Raw genomic sequence first — 14,025 nt, forward strand, 5'->3', positions numbered from 1 at the left:
AGAAGATTTTTTCATAAAGTGTTTATAACTAGTTTATTGCTTGTCATTTACACGTTATCTATTAAAGTTTTTTCAAAACGTTAACATCTCGATAGATTTGTCATCTAGTTTTTGCTAAAATTACACTAGTTTAGTGAGGATGAGTCTAATTGAATTTTTTTAAGAAAAAACTGAAGACGAAAAATAATAATTCCAAAAAACAGGCTTCTACTCCAATTAGGATGAAGATAATTTTGGGAATTATTTTTGTCCTTTTTGCTACGTTAATTGGACAACTGGCATATTTGCAAATAGGCTATGGTTCACGCTTCAAGGCTGAAGTGCAAAAATCTAATTCTGCTGTAGTTTCCAGTCAAGTTCCTCGCGGAGTGATGTATGACAGCAAGGGACGCGTATTGGTAGGAAATAGAGCTAAGAATGCTATTACCTATACCAAAAGTGTTTCTACTACGAGTGAAGATATTTATGCAATTTCAAATTCTCTTAGTCAATATATTTCAATTAAAGACGAAAAGCCGACTCAGCAGCAAGTAATTGATTACTATTTGGCTAATAAAAAAAATAGTGCTAAAGAAGCTGCTAAAGTTCCTAAATCTGTCAGAGAAACTCAGGATGATAATTTAATTAATAAAAGAATCCAAGAGCAGGTTGGTTCTGAACATGTTAAATTAAGTGCACGTGAGAAAACAGCGGCTTTAATTTACAACAAGATTTCTGGAGCCTATACTCTTTCTACAATTTATATAAAAAATAATCATCTGACAGACAAAGAAATCGCAGAAGTGGGTGAGCATCTTTCAGATTTGCCCGGCGTAGGCATTGGTACCGACTGGCAAAGATCATATCCCAACGGTTCTTCTATTCGCAGTATTATTGGATCAGTATCAACGGAGAAGGCTGGTTTACCTAGTGATAATTTACAATATTATTTAACTAACGGCTATTCTAGAAATGACAGAGTAGGTACATCATATTTGGAAGAAAAATATGAACCATTGCTAAAAGGAACGAAAGCCACAAGTAAAGTTTGGACTAAAAATTCAGGTGATATCGAACAATCGAAAGCGGTATATTCTGGTCAAGCCGGTGCAAGCTTGGTCTTGACTCTTGATGCTAAGTATCAAAAAGAAGTTCAAAGTTCATTAGAAAAAATTTATGCTGCGGCTGTTGGCTCCGGTGCTGCTCACTATTCAAATGGTGCCTATGCTGTTGCCATGAACCCCAAAACCGGTGCCATTTTAGCTATGGCTGGTATTAGTCGTGATCCCAAAAAGAATAAAACCACTAATAATGCATTAGGCGTAATTAATCAGTCTTTTGTAATGGGTTCAGCTGTTAAAGGCGCAATGGTAGGTGGAGGTCTAATTAATAAGGTAATTACACCAACAAATAATGTAATGCCTGATACACCAGTTTACTTGCCAAGTACTCCAGTTAAAAAGTCCGTTTATCCAATAGGTACTTTTGGGGCTCTTGATGCAGAAACTGCACTTGAAGTTTCCAGTAATATTTACATGATGCACCTAGCAATGAAATGGGTTAAAGCTTCATATGTTCCTAAAACAAAAATCTACATGCCACAAACAGCGTTCGAACCTTTACGACATAATTTTAATATGTTTGGTTTGGGACAAAAGACTGGTATTGACTTGCCGGGCGAAATTTCAGGAATTCAAGGCAAATCATTTAATGATCAAGGATTGGTTCTTTCGGGTTCTGTGTTAGACTTGTCTTACGGCAACTATGATGCTTATACCCTGATTCAAATGGCTCAGTATGTTTCTACTATTGCAAATGGCGGTTATAGAATGCAGCCTTATGTCGTGCAATCAATTGGCCGAACTTCAAATAATGGCAAAAAAATTTATGTGGATTACAATAAGAAACCAGAAGTTCAGTTACGCATACCCTGGACCTCAGATGAACTGAATATTGTTAGACAAGGATTTTGGCGTGTTGTTCATGGTACAAATTCTTGGGGAACAGCGCATAAATTAAAAAACGTAAAGCCTTCTATTTCCGGCAAATCAGGAACAGCCCAGACATTTTATTACGATCCAGATAATCCTAAGCAAAAAAATCCGCCTGAGCTGGTCAATGCTACTTTCGTTGGCTATGCACCCTCAAATAATCCTCAAATAGCGACAGCGGTAATATTCCCAGGACTTGATCCCGAACTCGAAGGTTCCTACACTCTACAAATGACTAAAGCGATGGTACAGGACTACTTCAAATTACATAAAAAATAGAATTTTGTGAATATTACTGGTAATAATAATGGAAAAATGCTAAGATAATACAGTCAGAATAAAAGCGTAGGTGGTGAAAGAAATGGCAGATAACATCATTTTGGAATGCACCGAATGTGGCGATAGAAGTTACTTATCTAAGAAAAACAAGCGTAAGCATCCGGAACGTTTAAGTTTGAAGAAGTATTGCCCAGTTGAAAGACATACTACTCTTCATCGTGAAACTAAGTAATTAACCAATATGGCAGGAGCCTATGCTCCTGCTATTTTTTATATGGAAGAATCATGACAAAAGCAAAAAAAGAAATTAGAAAACAACAAGTAGAAAAACTAAGTAGTTTTGCGGAAACATCTCAAAAAAGTACTGAAGATCAAATTCTGCTCAAAAATATTATGAATTCTGAACTCCTTGACAAATGCCAAAGTATTGGGATAACTTCTTCTCTTACTTATGAGGTAGATACCTCAGGCCTAATTGCTCAGCTATGGGATCAAGGAAAAGATGTTTTTTTAGCACGGGCTAATGATAACAGTGAACGTTCACAAGATTTTATTTATTATAGTTATATGACCAAGTTAACTAAGTCTAAATTTGGTGTTGAAGAAGTAAGTGAACCTGACGCTCAGATCAATAATGATCTGGACTTAATTATTGTGCCTGGACTGGCTTTTGCTTTAGACTCACATCAACGTTTGGGCTTTGGCGGAGGCTATTATGATCGTTTTTTGGCAAAACATCCTAGTTCAAAGACAGTAGCCTTGGTCAATTCAAAGATGATTTTTGAAACTGCAGCTTGGAAAATAGAATCTACTGATGTTCCAATTCAAACAATTATCACTCCTGAATCAATTTTATCGAAATAACTGAGGCTATTATGAACCAGCGACAAAACCTGAAAAATTGTTATATAACTGTCAGTATATTAGTTGTTCTTTTTTTGGTCTTTTTAATTGAAACTGCAATAGGTGGCTCCGAAAACATCTATGTTCTAATGAAATTAGGAGCTATGAAAAATGATGCTATCGTTATAGGTAATCAGTGGTGGCGCCTGTTTACTGCACAATTTTTGCATATTGGAATTATGCACTTAATATCAAATGCAGTGATGATCTATTATCTGGGAGTTTATATGGAAACAATAATAGGTCATTGGCGCTTTTTAGCTATCTATTTGCTTTCAGGCATCGGTGGAAACCTCTTAAGCCTGGCTTGGGGAAACGATAACGCTATTAGTGCTGGTGCTTCAACTGCTTTATTTGGTCTTTTTGGAGCAATGACAGCTATTGCATTGCAAAATCGTGCGAATCCAATTCTTGTTTATCTCGGCAGACAATCATTTTGGCTGGCATTGATTAATATAGGCCTTGACCTTTTTGCTCCTAATATCGATATTCCAGGCCATATTGGCGGTTTTATAACCGGATTTTTAATTGCTGTGATTTTGGGTGAAAGAAACTTAAGAAAGTATTCAATGAAAATGCGTGTTGTTGCAGTATGTGCTCTAATAATTTATTGTGTGGCAGCTGTCAGAATGGGTATGGTAATCAGTTTATAATGAAAACTTTGTATGATGTGCAACAACTTTTGGAAAAATACGGCATTTTTGTCCATGTCGGCAAGAGAATTTGGGACATTGAACTGATGGCTCTTGAACTAGATAACATCAACCGTTCACATTTAATCGATAAACATGATTATTTAGTTGCAAAAATAATACTGCGGCGAGAATACGAATATGAAGAACGCAGAAATGGCAATAAGCCTGGCTCTTAAGCTATATTAAGAGTATATTGTTTTTAGAAACTTTTAGTAGGAGAAATATAATTTATGTCAACTTTTTTATTTATTCTAGATGCAGTTTTAATTATAATAATTTTAGCTTTTGTGGCAGTCTGGTTATGGAATAAAATACAGACTAAGCGCTTGGGCGGTGGAGACTTGTCCAACGATGAATTTAATAAGGGAATGCGTAAAGCACAGGTAGTAGATTTACGTGAAAAAGAACCTTTCAAAAGAAAACATATTGATGGCGCCAGAAACTTACCTTATACAATGCTTAAGTATCAATATACTGAATTAAGGTCTGATCTTCCGGTTTATTTATACTCCGATTCTTTATCAGTTACTTTACGTGCTGCCAGATTTTTACAGAAAAAGAACTTTTCTTCTATCAAATGGTTAAAAAATGGCTTTGATGAATGGAACGGACGTACTAAAAAATCCAAATATTGATTAGAAAACATGTTTGTTGATTTTTCAAACGTGTTTTTTCTATATTATTAATTGAATGAGGAAAAAGATGCAGAAAGTTCTGGCAATCGTTGGCCCAACCGCAATTGGAAAGACTTCCTTGGCAATTCAGCTCGCTCAAAAAGTAAATGCTGAAATTATTTCGGGTGATTCAATGCAGGTTTATAAAGAGGTGGCTATTGGAACAGCTAAAGCAACTCCAGCCGAGCAAAAGACGATTCGACATTACCTTGTTGATACTCAATCAGTTTTTGAGCCCTATTCCGTGATAGATTTTATTGATCAGGCTGAGAAAGCCATTGAGCAAATCGCTGCCAAAGGTAAGCTGCCACTTTTAGTAGGTGGTACCGGTTTTTATGTCAATGCACTTTTAAACAAAATGAAATTAGGAGAACCAACTCGCCAAGAATCAGTGATTACAGATAAATGGGAAAAATTTTTGCAGGAACAGGGGAAAAATAAATTATGGGCAGAATTAGCTAAGCGAGATCCAGATGCTGCTCAAAAAATTCCTTTAAATAATACCCGACGCGTTTTAAGGGCACTAACAGTTATAGAGCGTACGGGGAAAAAGTTTTCTCAACAGCAAAAAACCATTGAAGCAAGATATGATTACCTTATCATTGGACTCAATTCTGACCGTCCTATAATTTATCGTAGGATCAATGAGCGTGTTGATCAAATGATGGAACAAGGCTTGCTTGAAGAAGCAAAATTTATTTATCAAAATCGTGCTCAAGAATATACAATCCTGCAGGCTATTGGTTATAAAGAGTTTTTTCCCTATTTTGCAAAACAAAATAACCTTGAAAATTGCGTTTCAAATTTAAAAACAGCTTCAAGAAGATATGCTAAGAGGCAGCTGACGTATTTTCGCCACCAATTACCTGTCACTTGGTTTGATCCGCTTAAAGATCCGAATTGTTTAAATAAAATTACACAGAAAGTTGAGGAATGGTTAAATGAATGATTGGCCAGAAAAATTAAATAAATTAGTAGCTGAAACAGACAAGCAAATAGCACCCCAATTAGCAAAAATTGATCAAAATATCTTATTTAATCAAAATAAAGTGTTACAGGCATTCAAAGATAAAGCCGTTGCTGAATCTGATTTAATTGGTAGTACTGGCTACGGGTCTGATGACAGTGGTAGAGATAAGCTAGATCGTATTTACGCCCAAATTTTTAACACTGAAGATGCCTTAATCCGTTCACAGTTTGTTTCTGGTACCCATACTTTAGCCACTGCAATGGCAGGAAATTTGCTGCCGGGTGATGAATTAACCTATTTAACTGGGATGCCTTATGATACCTTGCAACAGGTGATTGGAATTGCCGGCAACGGTCGTGGTAGCTTAAAACAATATGGTGTTAAGTTTTCTCACGTTGATTTGTTGTCTGACGGCAGTGTTGATTTTGCTTCTGCACGAAAATTGTTGGCAGAACGTCAGCCTAAAATGGTAGTTATCCAGCGTTCACGAGGCTATAATACAAGACCAAGCTTTACAGTGGCAAAAATCAAACCAATGATTGCAATGATTAGGGAAGTTTCACCGAAAAGTATAGTTTTTGTTGATAATTGCTATGGAGAATTTTCTGAGCAACATGAACCTACTGAATATGGTGCTGACATAATGGCTGGTTCTTTAATTAAGAATGCTGGTGGTGGCTTAGCAAAAATAGGTGGCTATGTTGTTGGCAAACATGAATTAATTGAAAATACTGCGGCAAGGCTTACGGCAGGTGGCATAGGTCGCGAAGAAGGAGCCAGCTTAAACAATAATCTTGATTATTTTGAGGGACTTTTTGTATCACCAAGTGTGACTGGTAATGCTATTAAAGGTGCAGTTTATGCCTCGGCATTATTAGAAAAGATGGGCTTAGAGGTTTCACCAAAATGGAATGAAGAGCGAACTGACTTAATTCAAACAGTAATTTTCCATGACAAGGACAAAATGATCAGATTTGCCAAAACTTTACAGAAAAACTCACCGATTAATTCATTTGTCGATCCTATTCCAAGTAATGATACGGGATATGAAGATCAAGTAATTATGGCTGATGGTTCATTTATTGAAGGTGCAAGTATTGAATTTTCTGGAGATGGTCCTATTAGACCACCGTATGCTTTATATATGCAAGGCGGTCTGACTTATGCCCATGTGAAAATAGCGATTACAAATGCAGTCAATGAATTATTTTTTCAGAAATAATCAAAGATATTTATAAATGTAAAGTAAAAGTTTGGTAAAGTTTTGCTATTTTTTGTTAGACCACTTTACAAGGTTTTAATCATTTGCTAATCTTAAGTCTAGTTTTAAACCAGAAAAAATTATTTGGTTTAGACTGTACCAATTATTGTATGATTTTTTAGGTGGAGAAGCATGACAAAGAAAATTTCAGCAGATGACATAAGGAAAAGTGTCAAAGAAGAAGATGTCAGATTTATTAGGCTGGCTTTTACAGACATTAATGGGACATTGAAAGCAGTTGAAGTCCCTAATAGCCAGTTAGACAAAGTCTTAAGCAATGATGTCCGGTTTGATGGTTCTTCAATTGATGGATTCGTGCGTTTGGAAGAGAGTGATATGGTATTATATCCTGATTTTTCCACTTGGTCCGTTTTGCCATGGAGTGATAAGACTGGGGGCAAAATCGGCTGCTTAACCTGTTCTGTTCATACTACAGATGGCAAGCCTTTTGCAGGCGATCCTCGTAATAATCTTGAAAGAATCATTGGTCAAATGAAGGATATGGGTTTCACTGCATTTGATATTGGGTTTGAGGCTGAATTTCATTTGCTCAAACTTGATAGTGACGGAAATTGGACAACTCAAGTTCCAGATCATGCATCTTATTTTGATCTCACTTCTAATGACGAAAGTGCCAGTTGCCGCCGAGATATTGTTGAAACTTTGGAAAGCATTGGCTTTGAAGTGGAAGCTGCTCACCACGAAGTTGGTGACGGCCAACAAGAAATTGACTTTAGATTTGACGACGCTTTGTCAACAGCCGATCGTGTGCAAACTTTTAAGATGATTGTGCGTGAGATAGCTAAAAGACATGGGTTATTTGCTACATTTATGGCTAAGCCCTTGCAAGGTCAAGCTGGCAACGGGATGCATACCAACATGTCTTTATTCAAAGGTAATAAAAATGCATTTTATGATAAAAATAATAAATATCATTTATCCAAGACTGCTTTGTACTTTTTAAATGGCATTTTGGAGCATGCACGAGCAATTACGGCAGTGGGAAATCCAACTGTTAACTCATATAAGCGCTTAATCCCCGGTTTTGAGGCACCAGTATATATTTCTTGGGCTTCAAAGAATCGTTCACCTATGGTTAGGGTACCTTCTGCAGGGGAATTAAATACTCGTCTTGAAATGCGTTCTGCTGATCCTACAGCTAACCCTTATTTACTTTTAGCCGCATGTTTAAGTGCAGGAATGGCTGGAATTAAGGAAGAAAAGATGCCTATGGACCCAGTCACCTGCAACTTATTTGATTTAAGTGAAGAACAACTTAATGAAATGGGAATCAAACCTCTTCCTTCTACATTGCACAATGCATTAAAAGCTTTTAAGAAAGATAAATTAATTCAAAATGCTTTAGGAGAACATTTAACTCAGAGCTTTATTGATTCTAAAGAGTTAGAATGGGCGCAATACACTCAAACTGTTTCTGTTTGGGAAAGAAATCGTTATATGGGCTACTAAAACAATTTGTTTTATGATAAGAGTAAAATTTAAAAACTGTAAATTTTTGATAAGGAAATAATGTAAAGTCTGATAAAGAGCGGACTAATTTATTTTCCTTGTCCGTGACCAATAATTATAATGTCAAGCTACACATTAGCTTGACTTTTTTTATTTTAGAAAAGTTTTAACCGTACGAACTAATTTTGCTATTTAAAAGGACTAACTACATTTTGTTTGATAACAAATTATAAATATTTATTAAGTGTTGCTATGTAATTATTTTTTCATTTTATTGCTATAATAGTATAAATAAAATATGAGTTAATAACATATACGCTTTTTTTGTGTGTACTTTCAAAAATAAATAACTATATTTAAATTGTTTTAATTACATATAATATTATTAACGTTATTTATAATAAAAATATGTGCAATTAAACTTTATAAAATATACTTTGCTTTTTTATAACTATTCACATTAATAGTATTATTTGTTATTTAAATATAATGTAAGTGCTTTTATAACCTTTTGCAATAAAAACTTGTTTTTAAAATTAAATAATTTATTGACATTTATGACTACATTTATTAGGATTATATTATCTAATAAATTTAACCATATATTAGACATAGTTTCAGAGAGGTAGTGTTATTTTAAATAATTTAGGTTATTTGAATTAAAAAATTTAATTAATAGTTTAAGAAAGGAAATGTTATATAATAAAAAAAGCTACTTCAATGTAGTGATCAATTGAATTTGCTTTCCGCGATGCAAAGTTATGAATAAATTTACAAGGTATTTCATCATGCTAAAGATTATATTTATTCTTAACGCAGAAAATTAGTAGCGAGAAAAATTAAATATGGTAAATTCAACTCACTACTAAAATTAATAATATTAAAGAAAGAAATTTACTGTTGTGAAATTTTTACCTTAAATGAAGTAAAGAAACAAGCATGTAGATTTAATTAAAATTCTTCTATGAATAAACATCTTAAAATCACATATACACTAACTTAAAGGTTGTACGGAAATTTCATACAACCTTTTTTGGTCAAACTATATAACTTTAGAAGGAATGTCTAGCATTATGTATAGCCCCTATTCAAATGCTATCGCATGGTTGACAACTAAAATGTTTTTTAGTTAATTTTATTATTCGAATATGTCAACTTTTAAGTGATATGATAAATAAGTTAGGTTTTGAGTAAGTGAGGTAAAAATGACAAAAGAAAAGGCAATTTATACTAAAGATGTGATACTAGTTATGGCAGCTTCATTCTTTTTTATGTTTAGTACTATGTTTGTGAACCCTCTGATTAACGGCTATGCTAAAAGTTTGGGAGCTAGTAGTGGTTTTGCTGGCTTGATTGTGGGAATTATGAGTATAGCAGCAATGTTTTTGCGACCGATTGCAGGTAATTTGACGGATAAATTTTCGAAATACCGTTTATCTTTTATCGGAGGAATTCTCATAGTGGTCGGTGTAACTGGCTACGTAATAGCACCAGCAAGCAATTGGCTGCTCCTTTTTCGTTTAATTAACGGCTCAGGTTATGTTCTTTGCACCGTTTGCATGACGACTTGGCTTGCCTTTTTGGTGCCACGTGCTCACGTTGGTCAGGCAATGGGATTTTATGGTCTGATGAATGCACTTGCGATGGCTGTTGCTCCAGCGCTTGCTATTAGTACTTATCAAAAAACAGGATACAGAACTGCTATCATTGCTTCTGCTGTTTCGGCCGTTTTAATGGTCATTATAATTCAATTTGTTGGCAATAAGGCAAAACCAAAAGAAGTTAAACAATTAGAAAAGAAAAAATCATTTTTGCATCTTAAAATTATTCAAAAAAACGTATTGCCTATAGCAATGCTCACTACTTTATTTGCATTTCCTTATTTTGCCACACAAGCCGATCTGGTTACTTACGTTGAAGAGCGTCATTTGAGTGTAAATGTAGGCTCCTATTTTTTAATTTATGCTGTTGTACTATTGCTTATTCGAATAGTTTTAAAAAATCTCTTTGATACTGTTAAATTTGGCACTTGGTTTTGGGTTAGTGTTGCTGCCACCCTTATTTACCTAATTTTGCTGGCAACAATGAAAAATAACTGGATAATGGCTCTCGCAGCTGCTTTTATGGCTATTGGCTATGGTTTAATGTATTCAGTTTTACAGTCAACTGCAATGCTATTGGCTCCCATAAGCGAACAAGGTTTAGCAAGTAGCACGTTTTACTTAGGACTTGACATTGGTATGGCGTTTGGTCCAATAATCATGGGATTTATAAATGACTTATTACCAGTCAAATACTTTTATTTAGTGCAGTTAATTTTAATACCTTTCATGATATTGATCTATTTCCATTATCGTGATCGTCTGAATGGTGCAATTAGACATCATTAACCTTTTTTCAAATAAAAGAAAAACTGACTAGTCTTGTTATAGCAAAAGATTAGTCAGCTTTTAATATCTCATAAAACAATTAGCTTTGCTTTTTATTGGAATTTTTTACCCCATTCCCAAGGATCTTCGTGCCAGGTCTTCAAAGCTTCATATTCTGTTGGAGTTATATATTTCATCTCTTTTTCTTTTTGGAGTAGTTCAGGATATGTTAACAGAGGACTGTAATCAACTTTAGCTTGAGCAAAGTTAGCTTTAGTATCTTTTAAATAATAGGTAAATATTGAGCTCACGCCGATTACATTACCGCCTTCTTTTTCAGTTGCTTTTACCGCATTAATAACTGACCCACCAGTGGTAATTAAATCGTCGATTAATACAATTCTGTCGTGGCTATTAAAAAGTCCTTCAATTTGTTTACCTTTTCCATGATCTTTTGGTTTTGGGCGTACATAAATCATTGGCAAATTCAGTTTGTCAGCCACCCATGCTGCATGGGGAATACCCGCCGTAGCAACTCCCCCAATCACGCTTACATCTGGATACTTTTCTTTAATAAGACCTGCTAAATCTGAAGCAATCCAGTCACGCAAGTCTGGATAGGAAACAGTTAATCTTAAATCAGTATAAATGGGAGATAACATGCCACTTGCATAAGTGAATGGTTTGTCAGGGGATATTGTAATAATTTTTTTATCAACTAACTTATTAATAATTTGATCTTGATGCATTTTACTCAAACTCCTTTTTAATTTCTCGATAAACTAAAGCAGGATCTTCAGCCTGCGTAATTGGTCGACCCACTACAAGAGCACTTGAACCAAATTCTTTAGCCTTTTGTGGCGTGGCTATACGCTTTTGATCATCAGTGATGCTATTTGACAATCTTATTCCCGGTGTTACATATAAAAAGTCAGAACCAACCTGTTTTTTTAATTTTTTTACCTCAAGTGGTGAGCAGATAACACCATCTGCTCCAGCTTTTTTTGCAGTTTGTGCCAGACTAACTACTTGCTCTGCCATTGATAATGAACAGTTTTGTTCATTTGCCAAAATTTTTTCTGAAATTGAGGTCAATTCTGTAACTGCTAGTAATTTAGGAGTATTGTTTCCAGTTGGTGTGCCATCTATCAAGCCTTTTTTTGCGGCGGAAATCATTTCACTGCCACCTAGAGCATGAATAGTCGTGCAAAAAATACCTAAATGAGCAATTTGCCTAGCAGCTCGATAAACTGTATTGGGAATATCGTGTAATTTAAGATCTAAAAAAATATGATAGCCTTGATTTACTAATTTTTCTACAAAATCGGATCCATAATGGTAATAAAGTTCCATGCCGATCTTTAAGTATGTTTCTTGGGGCTGTCCCAATTTTGCTAGTAATTCATGAACCTTATTTTGGCTGTCAAAGTCCAAAGCTACAAACACTGCTTTTTCCATTAAAAACCTCCACAAAAAAAGTCTATTCTGGTACGAGAGTGCATCAAAATAGACCTTTTATATTTAATTTAAGTCATGTTTTTAACTTGCGGTCTCTCTGTACCGTTTAAAGTTTATCAATAATGAGATTACCATTTTTATTTATAAAATACAATAAAATTTTGTTTTTAAAAAGTAAAGAAATTGTGTAAAATATATCCAAAAATAATTGTACTGACAGTGAGCTTACATTTTTGGAGGGTAATATGACAAATATAAGTGTAAAATTGCCTGGATTTACTTTAAAAAACCCGGTGATGCCGGCTAGTGGTACTTTCGGCTTCGGGGATGTACCAGCAGCAAAAAAATTTGACTTGAATGAACTGGGAGCACTAGTTATTAAAACTACTACACCTAAGCCAAGTTTAGGAAATCCGCAACCCCAAATTGCAGTTTTAGATAATGGCGTATTAAATTCAGTTGGGTTGACCAATCCAGGGGTTGATAAAGTTATTAGCGATAAGTTGCCTGCTATTAAAAAGCAATATCCAGCTCTACCAATAATTGCCAGTGTTGGTGGTGAAAGTGAAGATGGCTATCTTGAAGTTGCCCAAAAACTGTCAGATTCAAAAATGGTTACTGCTCTTGAAATTAATGTTTCTTGCCCCAATGTGGCTAAAGGTGGAATGTCATTTGGTGTTCACCCAAGAGTGGTGGAGAAGCTAACTGCTGCAATAAAAAATACAGTTGATTTGCCCGTTTTTGTAAAGTTGACACCTAATGTAACTGATATAGTTGCATTAGCGCAGGCTGCTGAAACAGGTGGTGCTGATGGCTTATCTTTAATAAATACTGTAACTGGTATGAGGATTAACATAAAGACTCGCAAACCTCTGCTTGGAAATAATTTTGGTGGATACTCTGGTTCTGCAGTGAAGCCCATTGCCTTATATCAGATTAATCAGGTAAGACGGGTTACTAATTTACCAATTATCGGTATGGGGGGAATTGCCTCTGCTGAAGATGTGGTCGAATTTATGCTTGCTGGTGCTAACGCTGTTGCAGTAGGTAGTGCACATTTTAAAGATCCTTTAGCTTGCCTTCATATTGTCCATGACTTACCGCAGGTTTTGAATAATTTAGGAGTCAATGATATTAAAGATTTAGTTGGTCAGGTTGAATATAATTAAAAAGCTAGCATCAGCAATATCCAACTTTACTATTGACAATTTGAATTTGAAACAGTATATTTAAACTGATGTCCTTTAAAATTAGTCCCGTGAGGCTAGCAAGGAAAGCTCAATTAAGTATTGACTTTTACAAAGCATTTAGTCTCAAATAGATTAAGTGCTTTTTTCATGGGCAATATACTACAGGAGAAAAAAATGACAAAAGAAATTTGGGACGCGTCAGCAATGAAAAGAGCGTTGACAAGAATTACTTATGAAATCATTGAACGAAATAAGGGCACGGAGAATTTGGTTCTGGTAGGAATAAAAACTCGTGGTGTATATTTAGCTCAACGCATTCATGATCGTATTCAGAAGCTTGAAGGTGTTGATGTTCCACTTGGCCAACTTGATATTACCTTATATCGTGATGATCGTCATGATGCAACATTAAAATTAGATCCCGTTGTTAATTCAAGTGAACTGGGAGTTGAAATTAACAATAAACACGTGATATTAGTAGACGATGTGATTTTTACTGGTAGAACAATCAGAGCGGCAATGGATGCTTTAATGGATAAAGGCAGACCTAGTTCAATTGCCGTTGCTGCTTTGGTTGACCGTGGTCATCGCGAACTTCCAATTCGAGCAGATTTTGTTGGTAAAAACATTCCAACTTCATCACATGAAGAGATAGCTGTTCATGTAGAAGAAATTGATAATAAAGACAATGTGGAATTAAAGCCATTGCCACAATAAAAAATTAATTCAACCGTTTAATTGGCTCCAGAGAGGGTCAGAAGGGTTTGAGTTCATTTTATTGAGTCT

General features: G+C 35.0%; 14 protein-coding genes. 12 read left to right on the plus strand and 2 right to left on the minus strand.

Annotated features, from left to right (window positions below; genetic code table 11):
• Positions 1-221: 221 nt before the first annotated feature.
• From LDM92_RS00400 to LDM92_RS00445, 10 genes are all read left to right on the plus strand, one after another.
• Positions 222-2,249, plus strand: a complete 2,028-nt coding sequence (locus LDM92_RS00400; protein ID WP_373868637.1) for a peptidoglycan D,D-transpeptidase FtsI family protein — start codon at positions 222-224, stop codon at positions 2,247-2,249.
• A gap of 82 nt (positions 2,250-2,331) precedes the next feature.
• Positions 2,332-2,481 carry a 50S ribosomal protein L33 gene (gene rpmG / locus LDM92_RS00405; RefSeq protein ID WP_081945351.1) on the plus strand — a complete coding sequence of 50 codons (150 nt, stop codon included), beginning with the start codon at positions 2,332-2,334 and terminating at the stop codon, positions 2,479-2,481.
• A 53-nt stretch (positions 2,482-2,534) separates the two neighbouring features.
• Positions 2,535-3,113: a 5-formyltetrahydrofolate cyclo-ligase gene (locus LDM92_RS00410; protein ID WP_187154971.1), complete on the plus strand. Its 579-nt coding sequence runs from the start codon at positions 2,535-2,537 to the stop codon at positions 3,111-3,113.
• 11 nt (positions 3,114-3,124) lie between these two features.
• Positions 3,125-3,805: a rhomboid family intramembrane serine protease gene (locus LDM92_RS00415; RefSeq protein WP_187154970.1), complete on the plus strand. Its 681-nt coding sequence runs from the start codon at positions 3,125-3,127 to the stop codon at positions 3,803-3,805.
• Positions 3,805-4,023 (plus strand): YqgQ family protein, encoded by a 219-nt coding sequence (locus tag LDM92_RS00420; protein WP_187154969.1) that lies wholly within the window; start codon positions 3,805-3,807, stop codon positions 4,021-4,023. Before LDM92_RS00415 ends, LDM92_RS00420 begins: the two co-directional genes overlap by 1 nt.
• A gap of 54 nt (positions 4,024-4,077) precedes the next feature.
• A complete protein-coding gene (locus LDM92_RS00425) occupies positions 4,078-4,482 on the plus strand; it encodes a rhodanese-like domain-containing protein (protein WP_187154968.1) in 405 nt (134 codons plus the stop codon).
• Between the two features lie 67 nt (positions 4,483-4,549).
• Positions 4,550-5,470, plus strand: a complete 921-nt coding sequence (gene miaA / locus LDM92_RS00430; RefSeq protein ID WP_223901574.1) for a tRNA (adenosine(37)-N6)-dimethylallyltransferase MiaA — start codon at positions 4,550-4,552, stop codon at positions 5,468-5,470.
• Entirely contained in the window at positions 5,463-6,713 is a 1,251-nt protein-coding gene (locus LDM92_RS00435) for a methionine gamma-lyase family protein (RefSeq protein ID WP_223901575.1), read from the plus strand. The genes miaA and LDM92_RS00435 overlap by 8 nt, the downstream gene beginning before the upstream one ends.
• Before the next feature lie 171 nt (positions 6,714-6,884).
• Positions 6,885-8,222 (plus strand): type I glutamate--ammonia ligase, encoded by a 1,338-nt coding sequence (gene glnA, locus LDM92_RS00440; RefSeq protein ID WP_223901576.1) that lies wholly within the window; start codon positions 6,885-6,887, stop codon positions 8,220-8,222.
• 1,205 nt (positions 8,223-9,427) lie between these two features.
• The gene (locus LDM92_RS00445; RefSeq protein ID WP_122052612.1) at positions 9,428-10,612 is read left to right on the plus strand and encodes an MFS transporter; all 1,185 of its coding nucleotides are present in this window, start codon (positions 9,428-9,430) and stop codon (positions 10,610-10,612) included.
• Between the two features lie 92 nt (positions 10,613-10,704).
• Here LDM92_RS00445 and pyrE read toward each other — a convergent pair whose 3' ends face one another.
• Both pyrE and pyrF read right to left on the minus strand, forming a co-directional pair.
• The gene (pyrE, locus tag LDM92_RS00450; RefSeq protein WP_223901577.1) at positions 10,705-11,340 is read right to left on the minus strand and encodes an orotate phosphoribosyltransferase; all 636 of its coding nucleotides are present in this window, start codon (positions 11,338-11,340) and stop codon (positions 10,705-10,707) included.
• A gap of 1 nt (position 11,341) precedes the next feature.
• Positions 11,342-12,049: an orotidine-5'-phosphate decarboxylase gene (pyrF, locus tag LDM92_RS00455; RefSeq protein WP_223901578.1), complete on the minus strand. Its 708-nt coding sequence runs from the start codon at positions 12,047-12,049 to the stop codon at positions 11,342-11,344.
• Positions 12,050-12,294: 245 nt separating this feature from the next.
• Between pyrF and LDM92_RS00460 the strand changes: the two genes are divergently transcribed.
• The gene (locus LDM92_RS00460) at positions 12,295-13,218 is read left to right on the plus strand and encodes a dihydroorotate dehydrogenase (protein WP_223901579.1); all 924 of its coding nucleotides are present in this window, start codon (positions 12,295-12,297) and stop codon (positions 13,216-13,218) included.
• 195 nt (positions 13,219-13,413) lie between these two features.
• A complete protein-coding gene (gene pyrR / locus LDM92_RS00465; protein ID WP_034981376.1) occupies positions 13,414-13,956 on the plus strand; it encodes a bifunctional pyr operon transcriptional regulator/uracil phosphoribosyltransferase PyrR in 543 nt (180 codons plus the stop codon).
• The last annotated feature ends 69 nt before the right edge of the window (positions 13,957-14,025 follow it).

This window comes from Lactobacillus laiwuensis (assembly GCF_019972835.1).
Classification (GTDB): Bacteria; Bacillota; Bacilli; order Lactobacillales; family Lactobacillaceae; genus Lactobacillus; species Lactobacillus laiwuensis.

Bases quoted from the DNA above. Each gene is read 5' to 3' on its own strand.
- LDM92_RS00400 (WP_373868637.1), top strand. From the start codon at position 222: ATGAAGATAATTTTGGGAATTATTTTTGTCCTTTTTGCTACGTTAATT.
- rpmG (WP_081945351.1), top strand. From the start codon at position 2,332: ATGGCAGATAACATCATTTTGGAATGCACCGAATGTGGCGATAGAAGT.
- LDM92_RS00410 (WP_187154971.1), top strand. From the start codon at position 2,535: ATGACAAAAGCAAAAAAAGAAATTAGAAAACAACAAGTAGAAAAACTA.
- LDM92_RS00415 (WP_187154970.1), top strand. From the start codon at position 3,125: ATGAACCAGCGACAAAACCTGAAAAATTGTTATATAACTGTCAGTATA.
- LDM92_RS00420 (WP_187154969.1), top strand. From the start codon at position 3,805: ATGAAAACTTTGTATGATGTGCAACAACTTTTGGAAAAATACGGCATT.
- LDM92_RS00425 (WP_187154968.1), top strand. From the start codon at position 4,078: ATGTCAACTTTTTTATTTATTCTAGATGCAGTTTTAATTATAATAATT.
- miaA (WP_223901574.1), top strand. From the start codon at position 4,550: ATGCAGAAAGTTCTGGCAATCGTTGGCCCAACCGCAATTGGAAAGACT.
- LDM92_RS00435 (WP_223901575.1), top strand. From the start codon at position 5,463: ATGAATGATTGGCCAGAAAAATTAAATAAATTAGTAGCTGAAACAGAC.
- glnA (WP_223901576.1), top strand. From the start codon at position 6,885: ATGACAAAGAAAATTTCAGCAGATGACATAAGGAAAAGTGTCAAAGAA.
- LDM92_RS00445 (WP_122052612.1), top strand. From the start codon at position 9,428: ATGACAAAAGAAAAGGCAATTTATACTAAAGATGTGATACTAGTTATG.
- pyrE (WP_223901577.1), bottom strand. From the start codon at position 11,340: ATGCATCAAGATCAAATTATTAATAAGTTAGTTGATAAAAAAATTATT.
- pyrF (WP_223901578.1), bottom strand. From the start codon at position 12,049: ATGGAAAAAGCAGTGTTTGTAGCTTTGGACTTTGACAGCCAAAATAAG.
- LDM92_RS00460 (WP_223901579.1), top strand. From the start codon at position 12,295: ATGACAAATATAAGTGTAAAATTGCCTGGATTTACTTTAAAAAACCCG.
- pyrR (WP_034981376.1), top strand. From the start codon at position 13,414: ATGACAAAAGAAATTTGGGACGCGTCAGCAATGAAAAGAGCGTTGACA.